Source organism: Streptomyces sp. NPDC048566, from assembly GCF_043199735.1.
Lineage (GTDB): Bacteria > Actinomycetota > Actinomycetes > Streptomycetales > Streptomycetaceae > Streptomyces.
Map to the genome: position 1 here is coordinate 146,556 of NZ_JBICWL010000014.1, position 19,235 is coordinate 165,790.

Genomic DNA, 19,235 nt, shown 5'->3' on the forward strand with positions numbered 1-19,235 from the left:
AACCGGCGGGCGCGGGACGGGCGGCCTCACCACGGCTCCGCGATGCCCCGGATCACCCCCAGGTCCAGCAGGTCCTGCGGCCGGACGCGCAGCTGGCCGGCCGTCGCACGGACCTCTCCCGCGGGCCGCTTGAGGATCGCGGCCGCCGCCTCCGGAGCGATGACGGAGAAGTAACTGTCGGGCGTGGCCCACGTGTTGTCCGGTGCCGCCAGGGCCAGCGCGCCGCCCGAGCCGCCCTCGCCGATCACCAGCGTCGTCACCGGCGTCCGGGCCGCCGCCATCGCCGCGAACAGGTCGGCGATCGCCGTACCGGCACCCTGCCGCTCGGCGTCGGCGTCGTTGGCCGCTCCCGGGGTGTCCACCAGGGTCAGCACCGGGATGCCCAGCCGGCCCGCCAGCCGGACCAGCCGGGCGGCGGTGCGGTACCCGGCCGGCCGGGTCGCCGTGCCCCGCTGCGCGGCGAACGCGACGGTCCGGCCCTCGCGGGTCCGGCCGAAACCGCACACCATGCCGTCGTCGGTGCCGCCGCAGCGGTCCCCGCCGATCGTCGCCCGGAGGGTGAAGTACGCGTCCAGGTAGGCGTCCGCGCGGGGCCGGCCGGCGGCACGGGCCGCTTCCACCGCCTCCCACCCGGTGCCCGGCAGGCCGCCCGCGCCCAGAGCGCGCGGGACGGGCGCCGGACCGGCGGACGCGCCGCCGAGCAGGTCCAGCCACCGCGCCAGCGTCTCCCGCAGCAGCTCGCGCGGCACCAGCGCGTCGACCGCCCCGGAGGCGAGCTGCGCCTCCGCGGTGTACGCGGCCGGGTCCGCGTCGGCGGGCCGGACCCGGGAGCCGGCGAAGGCGACCTGGGCCCCGGGCAGCGCGAGGGTGACGTCGGCGCCGGCGCCGAGGGTGGCCCAGCCGCCGCCGGTCGTCGGATCGCGGACCACGGCGAGCTGCGCCAGCCCCGCCCGCCGGGTCAGTTCCGCCTGCCGGGCCACGCGCTGGAGCTGGGTCAGCGCGACCATGCCCTCCTGCATCCGGCTGCCGCCGGTGGCGACGAGGGTGACGACGGGCAGCCCGTGGGCGCGGGCGTGCACATGGGCGGCCTCCAGCCGGGCGCCGGCCCGCTCGCCCAGCGAGCCGCCGAGGAAGCCGAACTCGAAGGCGACGAGGACGGCGGTGACCGGGCCGAGCGGCTCCCGGCCGTCGGTCGTCGTGCCGAAGCTCGCCGTCCCGAAGGTCGCGGTGCCGCACACGACGGACTCCTCCTCGCCGGTGCGCTCGGCGGCCCGCGCCCGCGCCGCGTCGTACCCCTCCCAGCCCAGCGGGCCGTCCGGCCCCGACCCGGCCTCGTCCGGCGGCAGTTCGGCGAAACTGTCGGTCACCTGGGCGATGGCCTCGCGGGCCGAGAAGCGCTCAGTCACGGGGCAGCTCCCGCTTCAGGATCTTGCCCATGTCGTTGCGCGGCAGCGCCGGGACGAACCGCACGGTGCGGGGCCGCTTGTGCGGCGCGAGGTCGCGGGCCACGTGCTCGGCCAGCTCCTCGGCGGACGGCGGCCGGTCCGGATCGGCCGGCACGATCCAGGCGGCGACCCGCTCGCCGAGATCGGCGTCGGGCTCCGCGGCGACGGCGGCCTCCCGCACGCCGGGATGGCCGAGGAGCGCGTTCTCGATCTCCCCCGCGCCGATCTTGTAACCGCCGCTCTTGATCAGGTCGGTGGCCTTGCGGCCGGCGATGCGGACGGCGCCGTCCGGATCGAGGACGGCCATGTCGCCGGTCCGGAACCAGCCGTCGGCGGTGTAGGCGGCGGCCGTCGCGTCGGGCCGGTGCAGGTACTCGGTGAACAGGTTGGGCCCGCGCACCTGGATCTCGCCCACGCTCACCCCGTCGCACGCGCCGGTCGGGGTGCCGTCGGCCTCGTACCCGGCGATCGCCCTCCCGTCCTCCTCGACGAGCCGCAGGCCCACACCCGGCAGCGGCGCGCCCACCGTGCCGGGCCGGACCGGCCCGTCCGCCCGCATGCTGGTGTTCATCAGCGTCTCCGTCATCCCGTACCGCTCGACGACCCGGCGTCCGGTGGCCGCCGCGATCCGCTCGTGGTCGTGCAGCGGCAGCGCGGCGGAACCGGACACCAGAAGCCGGGCCCGGCCGAGCGCCGCCGCCAGCCCGGGGCTCGCGTCCAGCGCCTCGGCGAGCCGGTGGTACATCGTCGGCACCCCGAACAGCATGGTGGCGCCGGAGTCCAGCTCCCGCGCGACGCCCTCGGTGGTGAACCGCCCGAGATGGCGCAGGGACCCGCCCCGGCGCAGCGGGCCGAGGACGCCCAGGATCAGCCCGTGCACGTGGAACAGCGGCAGCCCGTGCACGAGGACGTCGTCGCCGGTCCACTGCCAGGCGTCGGCGAGCGCGTCCAGGGTGGCGGCGACGGCCCGGCGCGGGACGACGGCTCCCTTCGGCGGCCCGGTGGTCCCGGAGGTGTAGACGACGAGGGCGGGAGCGGTGGGGTCGGTGACCCGCCCGGCGGAGGCGAAGGCGTCCGGCCCGGTGGTTCCGCCCGGCGGAGCCTGCGGGCGGGGCGGGGCGGCGGCCGCGGGGACGGTCACCTCGACGTCGGTCCGGCGCAGCGCCGCCACCGCGTCCGGCAGAACGTCCCCCGGGGCGGCGAGCACCAGCGACGGCGCGCTGTCGGCCAGGATGTGGCCGAGTTCCGCCGCTCCCGACTTCGGGTTGAGGGGCACCGCCGGCACTCCGGCGAGCAGCGCGGCGACGACGGCGACCGACGTCTCCAGGGTCGGGGTCGCCCACACCGCGACCCGCCCGGCGCCGTCCAGCCGCCGGGCCAGCGCCCCGGCCGCGGCGGCGAGTTCCGCGTACGTCAGGGACCGGTCGCCGAAGCGGAGCGCGGAGCGGTCCGCGACCGATCCGCTCACCAGGGCCGGGAAGAGGGAGAACACGAGGACTCCTTGCCGTGAGACGTCACCGGGAGGGACAAGCCTCTTCCTACACGATGACGCTCTCCGCGCGGGCCGCCGCCCGCCGGGAGGGCGGCGGGGGAGGTGGAGGGCCGGTGCGGGCGCCGTGACGATCTTCCGCTGCCGGCGGAGGATCGCCGGGCAACCGTGGCGCCGACGGAGCGGGCCCCGTAGTGTCGGCCGGGCGCGACAATTTGACGAGTCAACTGCCGGGAGCCCTTTGGTGAGTCAGTCCCCGTCCCCCCGTCCCACCCGCCGGCGCCGCGCAGCGCCGCCCGCCGGGCAGGGCCCGGACCGGGGCGGCGCCCCCCGTCCGGGCGTCCCGGCGGCGGGGCCGGTGCGCGACGGCCGGGCGGGCGGCGGGGAGGCGCCGCGATGACGGGACCGGCCACCTCCCTCGGGAAGCTGCTGGAGGCCCTGCGTCCGCGCCGGTCCCGGACGCGGGCGCTCGCGGTGGACCTCGGCCGCGCGCTGCGGCACCGCGTCGACGCCCCCCTCGACGTCCGGCAGTTGGCGCGGGCCCTGTGCGAGGAGATGAGCCGGCGCCGGGCCGGCCGCCCCGTGCAGCTGCGCTTCGAACGGTTCCCCGACGAGATCGAGGTGACCGGTCTGTGGATGGAGTTCGGCGACTTCGACCTGGTCGTGGTGGAGGAGCGAGCGGAGACGGTGCAGCAACTGGTCATCCTCGGACACGAGTTGTGGCACATGAAGGAGGGCCACCGGGACCATCACGTGGACGGCGGCTCCGCGGTCGCGCGGGCCGCGCTCTCCGGCCGGCACGGCGGGCCCGCCCCCTTCGCGCGGACCGCGCCCTCGCGCGAGTTCGCCCTGGCGGTCGCGGCCCGCGACGGATCGCGCCAGGCGGACGAGGCGCGGGCCGAGGAGTTCGGGCTGCACCTGGCCAGCGTGTTCCGCTCCTGGCTCGCGGGGCCCGGGGACCCGGCCCCCGCCGACCCGGTCGGCCGCGCCATCCGCGCCTCGATGGGCTACGGCCCGCGCGACTGACCGGCCCGCGCGACACCGGCCGCAGCCCGGCCCGGCGTCCCGCACAGCGCCTGCCCGCCGTCCCCCGCCCGCCCGCCGTCCTTCGAGCCGCCCGCCGTCCTTCGAGCCGCCCGGCGGCCGTCTCGGCCGCCGGGCGGCGCGGGGCCCCGGCGGCCGATATCCCTTCGCCCCGGGACGGCGGCGGTTGCTAGCCTGCGGCGGGATCGTCCCCAGGTGAGGTGCCGGCCGGGCACGTCCGTGGCCGTGGGCGGCCGCCGCAGGAGAAGGGAACCGACGTGGCCCGTGTCGCGCTCGTGACGTACGACCCGGGCGGGGAGCCCACCGTCGACCAGGACCTCGCGGTACTGGCGCGGGCCCTGTGCGACGCCGGGGCCGACGCCGCCGTCGTCCACTGGGACGACCCGGACGCCGGCTGGGCCGGATTCGACCTGGCGCTGATCCGCTCCACCTGGGACTACAGCCGGCGCTCGGCCGAGTTCGTCGCGTGGGCCGAACGCTGCGCGAAGCTGACACGGCTGCTGAACCCGGCGCCGGTGGTGCGCTGGAACACCGACAAGCGCTACCTCGGGGACCTCGCCGCGGCGGGCGTCCCGGTCGTGCCGACCCGCTACCTCGCCCCGGGGGACCCCGCCGAGCTGCCCGGCGGACACGACTTCGTCGTGAAGCCCACGGCGGGGGCGGGCGCGCGCTACGCCGCCCGCTACGCGCCGCGGGAGCACGACAGGGCGCTGCGCCAGCTCGCCCGGATGCACGCCGAGGGGCTGACCGCGATGGTCCAGCCGTATCTGGCGCGCATCGACGCGCACGGCGAGCGGGCCCTGCAGTTCTTCGGCGGACGGCTGCTGCACGCGAGCCGCAAGGGGGCCGTCCTGGAGCGGGGCACCCCCTTCGACGCGGCGAAGACCGCGCACCCCGGGCTGGAGGTCTGGGAGCCCACCGCGGCCGAACGGGCCGTCGCCGAGAAGGCCCTGGCCGCCGTGCCGGGCGGCGCGGAGGCGGTGCTCTACGCGCGCGTGGACCTCGTGGACGGCGACGACGGGCAGCCCGTGGTCATGGAGCTGGAACTCGTCGAGCCGAACCTCTTCCTCTTCCTGCACCCGGGGTCGCTGGGCGCCGTCGTCGACGCGATCCTGGAGGCCGCCGCGCGGCCGGCCCGGTGAGCCGCGGCGCCGCCCCGCACGGCCGCCGTCATCCGGCCGGCGCGGCGCCGCGCACCGCCACCCGCTGCAGCAGCCCCCAGGTGAACTCCGCCGCGCAGTCCCGGCGCACCCCCGCCGCGTCGGGAGCGGTGAACGCGAGCCCCCAGCGGGTCGGGGCGGTGCCCTCCAGGGGCCGGGCGGGGGCGAAGGCGCGGGCCACCTCCTCGACCGTGCACGACCACGGCGCCAGATCCTCCAGCGTGCCCGGCGCCGCCCCGGCGGCGTCCGGGGCCCGCACCAGCCACTCGTGCCAGACGGCGCCGTTCCCGCCGGCCACGACCTCGAAGCGCAGCGTCGGCCAGAGCGGGACGGGCCAGCGCAGGGCCCGGCAGCCCAGGTCGCCGATCCTGCGGTCCTCCTCCGACACGGGCGCGCCGAGCACCGAACGGTAGCGGGCGGCGGCGGACCGCTGCCGCGGCGCGTGCAGCATGGCCTGCCAGCGCCGGTTGGCCTCGCGCATGTCGGCGACGGACACCCCCAGCGTGCGGCGGGCGTCCTCGACCAGGCCGGGCTGGTGGTCGGCCATCCTCCGCAGCAGGACCAACTGGAAGTCGAGGGGTGTGAACGGGGTGGCGGGGCGTCGGGCCGGCATGCCGCCCATCGTCGCGCACTCGCCGGCCCGACGCCCTCCCGCCGGCGACAGCGCGGCCTCCCGCGCCCCGCGGGCCCCGACGGACCCATTGCCCGGCCAAGCCGTGTGTGACTAGCCTGTGTTCGCCATGCCGATCGGCTGTTGAAATTTCGAACAAAAGGAGGGGGTCGGTTGTGGGACGCCTCGTGCCTGCCGTGACCCGGGCTCTGGACATCCTGGAACTCTTCCTCGACGGGGACGGCACGCTCTCCGCCCCCGACATCGTGCGCCGGCTCCGGCTTCCGCGCACCACCGTGCACGAACTGGTCACCACGCTCTGCGCCCGCTCCTACATCGTCCAGGTGCCCGGGCAGCCGGGACGCTACCGCCTCGGTGTGCGGCCCTACCAGCTCGGCAGCCGCTACGCCGAGCAGCTCGACCTCGCCGCCGAGGGCCAGCAGGTCGCTCGCTCGGTCGCCGAGACCTGCGACGAGACCGTGCACGTGGCGATCCTGGAGGACACCGACGTCATCTACATCGCGAAGGTCGACTCCACCCACGCCGTCCGCATGGTCTCCGCGGCCGGGCGGCGGCTTCCCGCGCACTGCACCTCCGTCGGCAAGATGCTCCTCGCCTCCCTGCCCGAGCAGCAGCTGACCGCGCGCATACCGGACGGCGCCGACCTCGTGGCCATGACGCCCAACAGCATCACCGACCCGGGGACCCTGCGCGAGGCCCTCGCCTCGATCCGCCGGCACGGGATCGCCGTCGAGAACCAGGAGTCCAACCCCGACGTCAGCTGCGTCGCGGCTCCGGTGCGCGACCGCACCGGCCAGGTCGTCGCCGCGCTCTCCATCTCCGTGCCGATGATCCGCTGGAGCGAGGAGCGCCGCGGCGAGCTGGAGCGGCTCGCCGCGAAGGGGGCGGCGGAACTCTCCGAGCGGCTCGGGCACCGGGACGCGCGATGACGTCGGTGGAGATCGCGGTCCGCGCCTCCGCCGCGCTCGGCGAGGGCCCGACCTGGGACGCGGCGGCCGGACACCTCCTCTGGGTCGACATCCTCGGCTCCCGGGTCCACACCTACCACCCCGGCACCGGCCGCCGTACGGTGCTCGCCACCGAGCAGCACGTGGGCGCGGCCAAACCCCGGTCCGGCGGCGGCCTGGTCGTCAACCTCCGGGACGGCGTGGGCCTCTACCCGCCGGGCGCGGCCGACGCCGCACCCGGCGCGGGCGGGCCGGACGCCGCCGCGTTCCGCTGGCTGCACCACGACCCCGTACCGGGCCGCCGCGCCAACGACGCGGCCGTCGCGCCCGACGGTTCGCTCTGGTGCGGCACGATGCGCTACGACGAGGCCCCGGGCGGCGGAACGCTCACCCGGATCGCGCCCGACGGCACGGTCCGCACGCTCCTCGACGACGTGACGGTCAGCAACGGCACCGGCTGGAGCCCGGACGGCCGCCGCGTCTACTACGTGGACTCGCCGACCCGCCGCGTCGACGTCTTCGACGTGGACGACGGCGGGCTCCCGGTGAACCGCCGGACGTTCGCGACCGTCGAGGACGGCTACCCCGACGGGCTGACGGTCGACGCCGAGGGCGGTGTGTGGGTGGCCCTCTGGGACGGCGGGGCGGTCCACCGCTACACGCCGGACGGCGGACTCGACCGGGTCCTCGCCCTGCCGGTCCGCCGCCCCACCGCCTGCGCGTTCGGCGGCGCGGGCCTCACCGACCTCTACGTCACCACCGCCCGCACCGGTCTGCCGCACCCGCACCCGGCGGCCGGTTCCCTGCTCGTCGTCCCGGGGGCCGGACAGGGCCTGCCGCAGCCCCCCTTCGCCGGATAGCCCGGACGGTCCGGCGGGGTCTACCGCGCGGCGCCGGGGGAGTCGACCGGGGCCACCGGCACCCCGCCGGCGGCGCTGCCGAGCAGGGTCAGCTCCACCCGGCCCGGGCCCGCCGGGGTGGTCCCGTCGGACAGCACCGCGAGGGCGAGCGTGTTGGACCCCCGGGTGCGCAGCACTCCGTTGGGCAGCACGAACGTGTGCTGCGGGCCCACGTCGTTGATGTACTGGCCCATGTTCCAGCCGTTCAGGAAGATCTGGGCGCGGTAGGCGCGGGAGGGATCGTCGGTGAGGCGCAGGCCGATCGACGCGTCCACCCCGCTGTCCACGGCGAGCTTGAACCCGGTGCGGTACCAGGTGACCCCCTGCCGCTTCCCGGCGTGCGGGAGGGCCGTCTCCCGCCAGCCGCCGTCGGCGAACCCGGGCAGGTGCCAGCCCTGCCGCTCGCCGTACAGGCCGCCGTTGTTGAGCGGTCCGCGGACCGGGTCGGGGGCCGCCTCGCCCTGGATGCGCCAGTCGATCGAGGGCGCCGCCCCGGCGAACCGCGCCGCCGTCAGCCCGCGGGCCGCCTTGTGCGTGTCGTTCGCCCTGCCGTCCTCGTCGTGCTGCATCCGGCGGACCAGCACCGACAGCACGTGGGCGCGGCCGGGCCGCGGTCGGCAGGGGAACGTCGCGGTGGCCGACCAGGTGCCCTTGCGCACCGTCTTGCCGTCCGGCACCGGCATCCGGTGCGTGCCCAGCGGTTCGCCGTCCAGCCAGGCCATCAACAGGCCCTGGGTGCCCGCGACATAGGAGAGCGCGACGGACTCGGCGGCCCCGGCGTCCGCAAAGTGCCCCCGGTACCAGACGTCTCCGTAGTGGAATCCGTAGTCGTCGGCGAACAGCACGGGCTGCCCGGCGGGCACCGGGGTGGTGGCGTGGGAGGCGGTCCGGTCGGCGCGCCGCCAGGCGGAGTCGTCGTGACCGGGCGCGGACTCGGGGTTCTCCGCGGCGCTGCGCCAGGCGGTCAGGGCGGGCAGCCGCACTGGTGCCACCCCGGGGAGCCGCTGCGCGGCGCGCAGGCTCCCGGAGGGAGTCGCCCTCGCCGGCACCGCCCGCCGGTTCCACCGCAGCGCGTTCGTACCGCGCGGCCCCCACACCTCCAGGTCCGCGGCGTCCACGGTGTCCCCGGTGAGCGTGACGGTGCCGCCGCTGATCGCCGCGGTGCGCAGCAGCGCCGGGCCGTGCACCAGCACCGGGCCGGACGGGGTGTCGTACCGCCACAGCCGGCGCGAGCTCGCGTCGTCGGCGAACAGCAGCAGCAGCGGCGCCGCCACGCCGCCGCCCTCGACCAGGACCCGGGTGACGCCGTCCAGCTCGGCGTCGATCCACAGCGCCCCGTCGCCGAAGGTGTGCCGGGCGGCGCCCTCCAGCACGGTCACCGACGGCTCGCGGGCCGCCTCCAGGCAGGTGCGCGTCGCCTCTCCTCGCCGGCCGGTGAACACGGCGACGTCCTGGCGACCTGCGGTCATCGTGAGCATCGGCTGGGCGCTGGAGCAGCGCAGCGTCCGGCGCCCCAGCAAGATCCCGGAGACGACCAGCCGGGCGTCGAGTCCGGGCACCGGCACCGGGACGCTCGTCCCGGCGAGCGGCACGGAGGCCACGGCCTCGGCGGACGTGTCGTTGCGCAGCACGTGGACGTGCGCCCCGGTGTCGGGGTTGGCCAGGTGGTAGGCCGTGACGCCGGGGCCGGTGCCCAGGGTGGCCGACGGGACCCGGCCGACCGGGTCGAGCTTGGCCAACTCGGGTACCGAGTGCAGGAGGTGGCCGATCTGGTGCATGGGGGTGAGCTTCTCGGTGGGCCGGCGCGCCTCGTCGATGGCGGCGCCGTAGTCGTAGGAGGTGTAGACGATCGGCGCGGGCAGCCAGCCCCAGGACGTGCCACCGAAGGTCATGTAGACGTTGTGCACGGTGATGCCGTTGGCGAGGTTGGTGAGGTAGAACCGGCGCTCGTAGGCGGCGTCCCGGGTGCGGCGGGACTCGGCGTAGCCCAGGCCGTCGAACTCGGCCCCGCCCCACGGGTCGAACCAGCCGCCGCCGAACTCGGGGATGAACCCGGGGGTGTCCGGGCTCGCGGTCGCGCCGCCCTTGGTGCCGCCGGCGCCGAAGTGGCCCCAGTCCGGCGGCGTCTTGAACGGGGAGGGGTAGCCGTCGAAGCCGTACAGGTAGCGGCCCCGCTCGCCGCCCGTGTCGAAGGTGCCCGGCGCCCAGTGGCCGTTGCGGCCCTTGTCGTTGTGGAACAGCGGCACGTCGATGCCGTCGGCGCGGACCGTGCGGTAGAGGTGCGCCATGTAGGCGCGGCCGGTGGCCTCCGTGACGTGGTCGTCGTACTCGTTCTCCAGCTGGTAGAGGACGACCGTGCCGCCGCCGTCGGTGTACTGGTGCCGGGCGACGATGCGGTCGACGGCCGTCAGCCACCGGTCCACGTGGCCCAGGTAGGTCGGGTCGGCGGTGCGGGCGGTGCCCGGGGTGGCGGTGAGCCAGCCGGGGAAGCCGCCCGCGTCGACCTCGGCGTTGATGTACGGGCCCGGGCGCACGATGACGTACAGGCCGGTCTCGGCGGCGGTGCGCAGGAACAGGTCCAGGTCGCGGACCCCGGTGAAGTCGTGCACGCCGGGCGCGGGGGAGTGGTAGTTCCACGCCACGTAGATGCTGACGGTGTTGTAGCCGTGGGCGCGCAGTTTCTGCAGGACGTCCCGCCACAGGGACGGGCTCGGCAGCCGGAAGGGGTGGACCTCCCCGGACCAGATCACCAGGCGGCGGCCGTCGACGAGCATCGAGTAGCGGTCGAAGCCGACCGTGTGGCGGCGGCCGTCGGCGGCGGGCGGGGCGGGCGCCGGACCGGTGGGGGCGAGCGCCGTCCTTCCCGCCGCGCTCGCCTCGTCCTGCCCGCTGCCGCTCAGGGAGAGGCCGAGTGCGGCGGTGCCGGCGAGTGCGCTGAAGGTACGTCTGCTCAACACCATGCGGGTCCTCCGGGGACGGCGGCGGGCATCCCCCGGCCGGGGGCGGGCCCGGGCCCCGGGGGAGGGTGCGGCCATTGTCCACACGGACAGGTCGTTTCATGGTCATATGAGGTGCCCGGCGTGGGGGGATTACCCGGTATGGGGGAGGGCGGAACACCACCCCGGCCGTCCGGCCCCGCCGCGCGCCCCCCGGTCCCGCCCGTCCCCGCCGCGCCCGCCGGCGGGCCCGCTCAGCGGGCCGTCTTCGCGATCTCCGTCAGGACGGCCTCCGGATCGCCGCCGGGGGCGACCGCCGCACCGATCCTGGAGCGGATCTCGGCCGCCACCCGCGACCAGTTCGTCTCCGCGAGCGGGTAGAGGCTCATGCCGTCCAGGGCGTCCAGGCCGTGCCACAGCGGGCGGTAGGCGTCGTCGGCGCGCATGCCCGCGCTGACCGACACCGTGACCGGGAGCAGCTGGTACTCGGCGGCCTGCTCGCGGACGTACTTGTCGCCGTAGAGGAAGTCCAGGAAGGCCCCCGTCTCCGTGCGGTGCCCGCCCTTCTTGAAGGCGACCACCCAGTCCGCCGTGCCCATGGTCGGTGTGGTCCGGCCGCTGCTGCCGGGCAGCGCGACGGTGCCGTAGGGCACGTTCTGCGAGGAGTCGGCGATCTGCCGCATCAGCGAGAGCGGGGCGTTGACCATGCCCGCCTCCCCGTCCACGAACGCCTTGAGCGCCGCGCTGCGGTTCAGCCGGCCGGGCGCGACCGGGCCGGTGAGCCCCGCCTCGACGAGGTTCGTCCTGAGCCAGCCGAGCGCCGAGACGTTGGCCTCGGAGACGAGGTCGTACTTCCCGCCGTTGTCCGTGTAGCCGCCCGCGCCCGCCAGCAGCCAGCCCAGCGTCTCCGCCTCGGCCTCCTCCGGCCCGAACGGCAGCGCGATCGGGTACTTCACGCCCTGTGCCTTCAACGCGCGGGCGTCCGCGGCGAGTTCCTGCCAGGTGGCGGGGGCGTCCAGGCCCGCGCGGCGGAACAGGTCCTTGTTGTAGTAGAGCAGCCGGGTACTCGCGGTGAACGGCATCCCGTACGGCGTCCCGTTCACCTTTCCGGCGTCCGCGAGGCTGCGCACGAATCCGGCCTGGACGGGGATCGAGAGCACCTCGTCGGCCGAGTAGAGCTCGCCGGCCGCCGCGTACTGGGCGAAGTTGCCGCCCTGCACGATGTCCGGCGCCTCGCCGCGCTTGACCAGCGCGGCCACCTTCGCGTCGACGGTGTCGGCCGGGTAGACCGTCGTCACCACCCGGACCCCGGGGTGGGCGGCCTGGAAGGCCAGGCCGACCCGGTCCCAGTAGCCCTGCGAGTTCTTGTGGACGCTGTCGCCGTAGTTGGTGGCGACGATCTTCAGCGTGGTGGTCCCCGCGTCGGCGGCGTCCTGCCCGCCGCCGCAGCCGGCGGCGCCCGCCGACAGGCCGAGGGCGGCCGCCATCGCCACCATGATCCGGGTACTGCGACGCACCGCCACCACCTCTGTTCCAGCCACTCTCGACGCGCGTAGACGAAGAGCGATGGTAGGCACGGACGCGGTGCGTGCCCAGGGCGGGACGGATTGTGTTCCCGTTCCGAGATCTCCGGAGCCGGGGGCGGCGCGGGGACGGCGGGACGCGGACACCCGTGATCCGCACCGGAGCCGGGGCCCGCTCCCGCGCCTCGGCGCGGCCGCCGTGCCGTGCGCCGGCGGTCAGCCCGCCTGGTTGTAGAGCATCGCGCCGACGGCTCCCCAGCCGTCGGCCGAGCGGGGTGGAGGGGGCGGCTCGGGCTCGGTCCTGCCGCGGACCTGGGCCGCCGTCAGGCCGCCCTGCGCGCCGAGCGAGGCGGCGTTCGCCGAGCCGGGTCCGCCGCCGACCGCCGCGGCGGCGGGCCGCAGTCCGGCCGGCCCGGCCGGGGCGGGCATCGGCGCCGGCGGGGCCTGCGCGGGCATCGCCCCCGGCGCCGCGGGCGGCCACGCGCCGGGCTGCGGCATGCCCGCGGGTTCCGCCGGCGCGGTGGCCGCGAAGGGCTGCTGGAAGGGGCGGCCCGGAGCCACCCCGGGCTGCTCCTGGTCGGGGAAGACCACGGCGGCGGCGGGCCGGACGGGCGGCGCCGGCGGCAGGACGGGTACGGGCGGGGGGGCCGGCACCGCTCCGGGCTGCGGGGCGGAGCCGGGCCGGTCGGCCGCCTGGGCGGCCAGGCCGGGTGTGCCGGCGCCGTTGGTGGCGCCGACGAGCCGGTCGACGGCCGCCGTACCCGAGCTGTAGCCGGTCCCCGCGGCCGGCTCGGGTACGGCGGCTCCCCTCCTGGACCCGTAGAGCACCTGCTCCAGGCCCGACACCAGGCGGCGTACATCGGCCTGGGGGCGCACCACGAGTCTCAGGAAGCGGCTGGAGGAGCCGATCTTGTTGCCGCACTCGCGGACCAGGATGCGGTGCTCGGTCAGCAGCCGGTCCCGGACCATGGTCCCCTCGGCGCCCACGGGCAGGCGCACGAAGAGGAAGTTCCCCTGCGAGGGGTAGACCGTCAGGCCGGGCAGCGCGGCCAGTTCGCGGGCCATGTCGAGCCGGTCCCGGCGGACCATGTGCAGGCTCTCCCGGTATTCGGCGCCGTGGTCCCTGAGCATGAACACCACGCTCTCCGCGAAGGAGTTGAGGTTCCATTTGGGCAGCATCGAGCGGACCTTGGCGGCCAGCGCGGGGTTCGCGACGAGGTAGCCGAACCGGATGCCGTGCAGCCCGAAGTTCTTGCCGAGGCTGCGCAGCACGATGACGTTGGGCCGCATCACCGCGTCCTCGACCACGCTCGGCTCCGACTCGGCGTCGGCGAACTCCAGGAACGACTCGTCCACGACGATCAGGTCCAGGTCGGCCATCGCGTCCAGGAACTGTACGACGGACTGCCGGGGCAGGAAGCCGCCGTCGGGGTTGTTGGGGTTGCACAGCACCGCGACTCGGGTGCCGCGGGCGCGGATGAACTTCGCGTACGCGCCGAGGTCGAGCGCGAAGCCGGTGGACTCCTGGAGCGGGAACATGTCGACCCGCTTGCCGGTCTCCATGGGCTGGTCGGTCCAGCGGCCGAACGTGGGGACGGGGATCGCGAGGGACTCGCGCACCAGCAGGTGGTCGATCCAGGTGATGAGTTCGGTGGAGCCGTTGCCCATCGCCACGCACTGCGGCGGGAGTTGGAGCAGCGAGCACAGCTCGGCGGTGATGGTGTCGGCGCTGCTCGGGTAGTACGTGATGATCTCGCGCAGCCGGCCCGCGAGGTCGTCGAACATCGCCGGGGTGGGGAAGTAGGGGTTGCAGGGGATGCAGAAGTCCAGGGGGCCGGCTCCGTCGCCCTCCCGCGTCAGTGCGGCCATCGACGGGCTGTGCGCCGCGGTGCCGCGAAAGAGCGAGGTGACATTGCCTGCCATGGAACCTCCGTAGGGGGCGGGCCCGCTGGGGAGGGCGGGCCCCCGGACATGGGGTGGCCCGTGCGGGGGAGCACGGGCCGCCCTTCCATACGGATGCGGAGGGGGCGCTGTTCAATCGGTGGAGGAAGGTGTGGAACCGGTGAAGCAGGCGTGAAGTCCGGCGCCTGCCGGGGGCGACGGCGCCGGTCCGGTGCGTCGTGCCCGCTCCCGTGCGGGCGGCTCCGGCCGGGAGCGGGCCCGTCCGGCCTACGAACCGACCCGGCGCTTGTTCCACACGTCGAAGCCGACCGCCGCCAGCAGGACCAGGCCCTTGATGACCTGCTGCCAGTCGGTGCCGATGCCGACGAGGTTCATGCCGTTGTTCAGCACGCCGAGGACGAGACCGCCGATGATCGCGCCGAGGACCGTGCCCACGCCGCCGCTCATCGACGCGCCGCCGATGAACGACGCGGCGATGGCCTCCAGTTCGAAGTTCAGGCCCGCCTTCGGCGAGGCCGCGTTGAAGCGGGCCGCGAAGACCAGGCCGGCGAGCGCGGCGAGCATCCCCATGTTGAGGAAGACCAGGAAGGTCACCTTCCTGTCCTTCACGCCGGACAGCTTGGCCGCCGGGAGGTTGCCGCCGATCGCGTAGATGTGCCGGCCGACGACCGCGTTGCGCATCAGGTAGCCGAACCCGGCGACCAGGACGCCGAGGATCAGCAGGACCACCGGGGCGCCCTTGTAGCTGGCGAGCAGCATCGTCACGGTGAGCACCGCGGCGATCAGCGCGACCAGTTTGAGCAGGAAGAGGTTGGCGGGCAGCACGTCGAGCGCGAACTCCCGCTGCCGCCTGCGGTCCCGGACCTCCCGGAGCACCACGAACGCGATCAGGGCGAGCCCGAGCAGCAGGGTCAGGTTGTGGTAGTTCGTGTCGGGGCCGACCTCGGGCAGGAAGCCGTTGGCGACCTTCTGCAGGCCCTCCGGGAAGGGGCCGATCGTCTGGCCCTTGAGGAAGATCTCGGTGAGACCGCGGAAGGTGAGCATGCCCGCGAGGGTCACGATGAACGACGGTATGCCGAGATGGGCGATGAAGAAGCCCTGGGCGGCGCCCGCGATCGCGCCCAGCACCAGGCACAGGACCAGAGCCACCGGCCAGGCGATGTCGTGGTCGACCATCAGCACGGCGGCCACCGCGCCCACGAAGGCCGTCAGCGAGCCGACGGACAGGTCGATGTGGCCGGCGATGATGACCAGCATCATGCCGATCGCGAGGATCAGGATGTAGCTGTTCTGCAGCACCAGGTTGGAGACGTTGCGCGGCAGCAGCAGGTCGCCGTCGGTCCACACGGCGAACAGCACCACGATCAGGCCCAGGGCGAAGAGCATGCCGTACTGCCGCATGTTGCGGCGCATGCCGTCGAGCACCAGCCGGAGCAGGCCGGCCCCGTCGGCCGGCCCGCCGCTGCCGGGCGGTGCCGGGGCGGGCGTCGTGGCGGTCGTGTCCGTGCTCATCGCGTCACCTCTTTGTCCTTCGTCATCTGACGCATCAGCGCTTCCTGCGAGGCCTCGGCCCGGGAGAACTCGCCGGTCAGCCGACCCGCGGCCATCGTGTAGACGCGGTCGCACATGCCGAGCAGCTCCGGCAGCTCGGAGGAGATGAAGACGACGGCCCTGCCCTCGGCGGCCAGCCCGTCGATGACCGTGTAGATCTCGAACTTGGCGCCGACGTCGATCCCGCGCGTCGGCTCGTCCAGCAGCAGCACGTCCGGGCCGGCGAAGATCCACTTGCTGAGGACGACCTTCTGCTGGTTGCCGCCCGACAGCCTGCCCACCGGCTCGAAGACCGTCGGCGCCTTGATGTTCATCGAGGTGCGGAAGCCCTCGGCCACCCGGCGTTCCTCGTGCTCGTCGACCACACCGTGCCGGGCCACCTTCCCGAGCGCGCTCAGCGAGATGTTCCGGTTGATGGTGTCGATGAGGTTGAGCCCGTAGTGCTTGCGGTCCTCGGTGACGTACGCGATCCCGTGCCGGACCGCCTCCGGGACCGTCTTCGTCCGGATCTCGGTGCCGTCCTTGAGGACCGTGCCGCCCGCGTACCGGCCGTAGGTCCGCCCGAACACGCTCATCGCCAGTTCGGTGCGGCCGGCGCCCATCAGGCCGGCGATGCCGACGATCTCCCCGCGCCGCACGGAGAGCGACACGTCGTCGACCACCTTGCGCTGCTGGTCGATGGGATGGTGCACGGTCCAGTTGCGGATCTCCAGGGCCGGAGCGGCCCCCTCCTCGGGCCGGTGCGGGGTGCGCTCGGGGAAGCGGTGTTCGAGGTCGCGGCCCACCATCCCGCTGATGATCCGGTCCTCGGTCGTCTCCGGGGCCCTGACGTCGAGGGTCTCGATAGACCGCCCGTCGCGCAGGATCGTCACCGAGTCCGCCACCCGGCGGATCTCGCCCAGCTTGTGGGAGATGATGATCGAGGTGATGCCCTGGTCCTTCAGCTCAAGGATGAGGTCGAGGAGTTTGCCGCTGTCCTCGTCGTTCAGGGCCGCGGTCGGCTCGTCGAGGATCAGCAGGCGCACCGACTTCGACAGCGCCTTGGCGATCTCGACGAGCTGCTGCTTGCCCACGCCGATGTCGGCGACGCGGGTCCGCGGGTTCTCGTCGAGGCCCACCCGCCGCATCAGTTCGGTGGCGTGCCGCAGCGTCCGGGTCCAGTCGACGAGCCCGCGCGCGGCGTGCTCGTTGCCGAGGAAGATGTTCTCCGCGATGGACAGATAGGGCACCAGGGCCAGCTCCTGGTGGATGATCACGATGCCGTGCCGCTCGCTGGCCCTGATGTCCCGGAACGCGCAGACCTCCGCGTCGAAGAGGATCTCCCCTTCGTAACTGCCGTGCGGATGGACGCCGGAGAGCACCTTCATCAGGGTGGACTTGCCGGCGCCGTTCTCGCCGCAGATGGCGTGGACCTCGCCTCGCCTGACGGCCAGGCTGACGTCCGACAGCGCCTTGACGCCGGGAAAGGTCTTGACGATCGAGCGCATCTCCAGGACGGGTCCCGCCATGGTCGTGCCTTCCATTCAGTGGGGAGCGGCGGTCACTTGAGGTCGGAGGCCTTGTAGTAGCCGGTGTCGACGAGTTCCTTCTCGTAGTTGGACTTGTCGACGCTGACCGGCTGGAGCAGGTAGGCGGGGACGACCTTGCTGCCGTTGTCGTAGGTCTTGTCGTCGTTGATCTCGGGCTTCTTGCCGTGCAGCGCCGCGTCGACCATGTTCGAGGCGACCTCGGCGAGCTGCCGGGTGTCCTTGTAGACGGTCTGCGTCTGCTCGCCCGCGATGATCGACTTCACGGAGGCGAGTTCGGCGTCCTGCCCGGTGACGACGGGCAGCGGCTTGTCCTTGGAGCCGTAGTCGTCCGACTTCAGCGAGGAGAGGATGCCGATCGAGATGCCGTCGTAGGGCGAGAGCACGGCGTCCACCCGCGCCCGCTTGTACGAGGAGGTGAGGATGTCGTCCATGCGCTTCTGCGCGGTGCCGCCGTCCCAGCGCAGGGTGGTGACCTGGGTGAGCCCGGTCTGGCCGGACCGCACGACGAGCCGCTTGCTGTCGATGTAGGGCTGGAGGACGTTCATCGCGCCCTGGAAGAAGTACTTCGTGTTGTTGTCGTCGTTGGAGCCGGCGAACAGCTCGATGTTGAACGGGCCCTTCTTGCCGCCGTCCTTCAGCCCGAGCTTGTCGACGATGTAACCGCCCTGGAGTTCGCCGACCTTGGTGTTGTCGAACGACGCGTAGTAGTCGACGTTGCCGGTGCCGAGGATCAGCCGGTCGTAGGAGATCACCGGGATCTCGGCGTCGGCGGCCTGCTGGAGCACGTTGTTCATCGACTTGTTGTCGATGGCGGCGATGATCAGGGCCTTCACGCCCTGCGTGATCATGTTCTCGATCTGCGAGACCTGCTGGTCCGGGTCGTCCTGGCCGAAGGCCAGCTTGGTCTTGTATCCCTTCGCGCGGAGGTCCTTGACGACGTTGTCGCCGTCGCCGATCCAGCGCTCCGAGGACTTGGTCGGCATCGAGATGCCGATGGTGGCTCCCTTGGGGCCGCCCCCCTTGTCGTCGCTGCCGCCCTCACCGTCCTGCCCGCACGCGGACAGGGTGAGGGCGAGGGAGGCGGTGGTGGCGAGGGCGGCTCTGCGATTGCGCACGGTGCATCAGTCCTTGTTCTTCTCGTCGTGGAGAGCGGGCGGGGTGGCGGGAGGTGCGGTCCGCGGCGGGCGGACGTCGGTGGGGAAGCGGTGCAGCGGGCCGGGCGAGCGGGAGCCGAGCGGGGCCATGCCGCCGTCCGCGCCGTGCCGGGCGAGCAGGTCGAGGGCGAGCCGGCCGCGCCGCACCCGCTCCCGGGCGGTGGCGAGCGTCAGGTCCCGCAGATGGGTGCCGTACGGGTAGATCCCCGGGGCCCTGGACAGGCCGAACTTCAGGTAGAGCGGCGCGCCGCGCCGGATGATCTCGGCGACCTCGTACATCCGGACGTACCCGCCGAGGTCGTCGGGGGCCTCGATGTACAGGTCCATGGGGGCGGCCGAGTTCCGCCGGATCTCGGTCAGATGACCGAGCGTCAGATCGCTCGGCACGTTGACCGAGTCGGCGCCGAGCCGCTCGTACACCGCGTACGCGGCCGGGTTCACCGGGCCGATCAGCGCGGAGACCTTGAGGGTGGTGTCCGCCGGGATGATCCCCGCGCTCCGCGCCCGGTGCAGCGTCCACAGCACGCCCTCGTCCGCGACGAGCAGGCAGCCGACCCCGAGTTCCGTGGCACGCACCGCGTCCTCGACGCAGCCGGCGACCGCGTCGTGGCCGCGGGCGCGCAGTCCGCCGCCGCCCGAGTCGGTGCGCACCGAGGCGCCGGTGTCCCAGGTGCCGCGCGGCCCGGTGAACAGGCACAGCTCGATGGCCCGTTCGGCGGTCGACTCGACCATCTCGGTGATCTCGGCGTCCGTCAGCATCCAGACGCCGCTGCCCTGGCTGATCCGGTGGATCGGCACGTCGAGCCGGGAGGACTCCTTCAGGACCGCCGCGAGCGCCTCGGGGCCCTCGACGGAGGGCACCTCGGTACGCCATCGGCCGCCTCCGGGGAAGGTGTGCGGCGAGGCGTCGGCGGGGGAGGGGGCGGGCGCGCCCAGGCCGAGCGCGGCGAGCGCCCGTTCGCCGGGGCGCCGGGGTGCCGTGGGAGGGGCGTCGGGGGTCACAGGCCGTCCTTCATGTTCGATAT

The 19,235-nt window shown here is 74.3% G+C and carries 14 protein-coding genes; 4 read left to right on the plus strand and 10 right to left on the minus strand.

Annotation, left to right across the window (positions count from 1 at the left end; translation table 11 throughout):
• Positions 1–26 precede the first annotated feature (26 nt).
• Complete coding sequence (locus ACGFS9_RS21725) at positions 27–1,406, minus strand: carboxyl transferase domain-containing protein (RefSeq protein WP_393255326.1); 1,380 nt, start codon at positions 1,404–1,406, stop codon at positions 27–29.
• A complete protein-coding gene (locus tag ACGFS9_RS21730) occupies positions 1,399–2,937 on the minus strand; it encodes an acyl-CoA synthetase (RefSeq protein ID WP_393255328.1) in 1,539 nt (512 codons plus the stop codon). Before ACGFS9_RS21730 ends, ACGFS9_RS21725 begins: the two co-directional genes overlap by 8 nt.
• A 393-nt stretch (positions 2,938–3,330) precedes the next feature.
• Between ACGFS9_RS21730 and ACGFS9_RS21735 the strand changes: the two genes are divergently transcribed.
• Both ACGFS9_RS21735 and ACGFS9_RS21740 read left to right on the plus strand, forming a co-directional pair.
• A complete protein-coding gene (locus tag ACGFS9_RS21735) occupies positions 3,331–3,960 on the plus strand; it encodes a toxin-antitoxin system, toxin component family protein (RefSeq protein WP_393255329.1) in 630 nt (209 codons plus the stop codon).
• Between the two features lie 275 nt (positions 3,961–4,235).
• Positions 4,236–5,120, plus strand: coding sequence for a RimK family alpha-L-glutamate ligase (locus tag ACGFS9_RS21740; protein WP_393255330.1), 885 nt, complete (start codon positions 4,236–4,238; stop codon positions 5,118–5,120).
• Between the two features lie 28 nt (positions 5,121–5,148).
• Here ACGFS9_RS21740 and ACGFS9_RS21745 read toward each other — a convergent pair whose 3' ends face one another.
• On the minus strand, positions 5,149–5,760 hold the full coding sequence (locus tag ACGFS9_RS21745) for a hypothetical protein (protein ID WP_393255331.1): 612 nt from the start codon (positions 5,758–5,760) through the stop codon (positions 5,149–5,151).
• A 164-nt stretch (positions 5,761–5,924) separates the two neighbouring features.
• Here ACGFS9_RS21745 and ACGFS9_RS21750 point away from each other — a divergent pair, with 164 nt between their 5' ends.
• Both ACGFS9_RS21750 and ACGFS9_RS21755 read left to right on the plus strand, forming a co-directional pair.
• The gene (locus tag ACGFS9_RS21750) at positions 5,925–6,698 is read left to right on the plus strand and encodes an IclR family transcriptional regulator (RefSeq protein ID WP_393255333.1); all 774 of its coding nucleotides are present in this window, start codon (positions 5,925–5,927) and stop codon (positions 6,696–6,698) included.
• A complete protein-coding gene (locus tag ACGFS9_RS21755) occupies positions 6,695–7,576 on the plus strand; it encodes an SMP-30/gluconolactonase/LRE family protein (RefSeq protein WP_393255335.1) in 882 nt (293 codons plus the stop codon). The genes ACGFS9_RS21750 and ACGFS9_RS21755 overlap by 4 nt, the downstream gene beginning before the upstream one ends.
• 20 nt (positions 7,577–7,596) lie before the next feature.
• Here ACGFS9_RS21755 and ACGFS9_RS21760 read toward each other — a convergent pair whose 3' ends face one another.
• From ACGFS9_RS21760 to ACGFS9_RS21790, 7 genes are all read right to left on the minus strand, one after another.
• Positions 7,597–10,575 (minus strand): beta-galactosidase, encoded by a 2,979-nt coding sequence (locus tag ACGFS9_RS21760; protein ID WP_393255336.1) that lies wholly within the window; start codon positions 10,573–10,575, stop codon positions 7,597–7,599.
• Positions 10,576–10,805: 230 nt separating this feature from the next.
• The gene (locus ACGFS9_RS21765) at positions 10,806–12,068 is read right to left on the minus strand and encodes an extracellular solute-binding protein (protein WP_393255338.1); all 1,263 of its coding nucleotides are present in this window, start codon (positions 12,066–12,068) and stop codon (positions 10,806–10,808) included.
• 222 nt (positions 12,069–12,290) lie between these two features.
• Entirely contained in the window at positions 12,291–13,997 is a 1,707-nt protein-coding gene (locus ACGFS9_RS21770; protein ID WP_393255339.1) for a pyridoxal phosphate-dependent aminotransferase, read from the minus strand.
• Between the two features lie 246 nt (positions 13,998–14,243).
• Positions 14,244–15,488: a multiple monosaccharide ABC transporter permease gene (gene mmsB, locus ACGFS9_RS21775; RefSeq protein WP_393255341.1), complete on the minus strand. Its 1,245-nt coding sequence runs from the start codon at positions 15,486–15,488 to the stop codon at positions 14,244–14,246.
• Positions 15,485–17,035, minus strand: coding sequence for a multiple monosaccharide ABC transporter ATP-binding protein (gene mmsA, locus ACGFS9_RS21780; protein ID WP_393255343.1), 1,551 nt, complete (start codon positions 17,033–17,035; stop codon positions 15,485–15,487). Before mmsA ends, mmsB begins: the two co-directional genes overlap by 4 nt.
• Positions 17,036–17,067: 32 nt before the next feature.
• Positions 17,068–18,171 (minus strand): multiple monosaccharide ABC transporter substrate-binding protein, encoded by a 1,104-nt coding sequence (gene chvE / locus ACGFS9_RS21785; RefSeq protein WP_393255344.1) that lies wholly within the window; start codon positions 18,169–18,171, stop codon positions 17,068–17,070.
• Positions 18,172–18,177: 6 nt separating this feature from the next.
• Positions 18,178–19,212, minus strand: a complete 1,035-nt coding sequence (locus tag ACGFS9_RS21790; protein ID WP_393255346.1) for a hypothetical protein — start codon at positions 19,210–19,212, stop codon at positions 18,178–18,180.
• Positions 19,213–19,235: the final 23 nt, after the last annotated feature.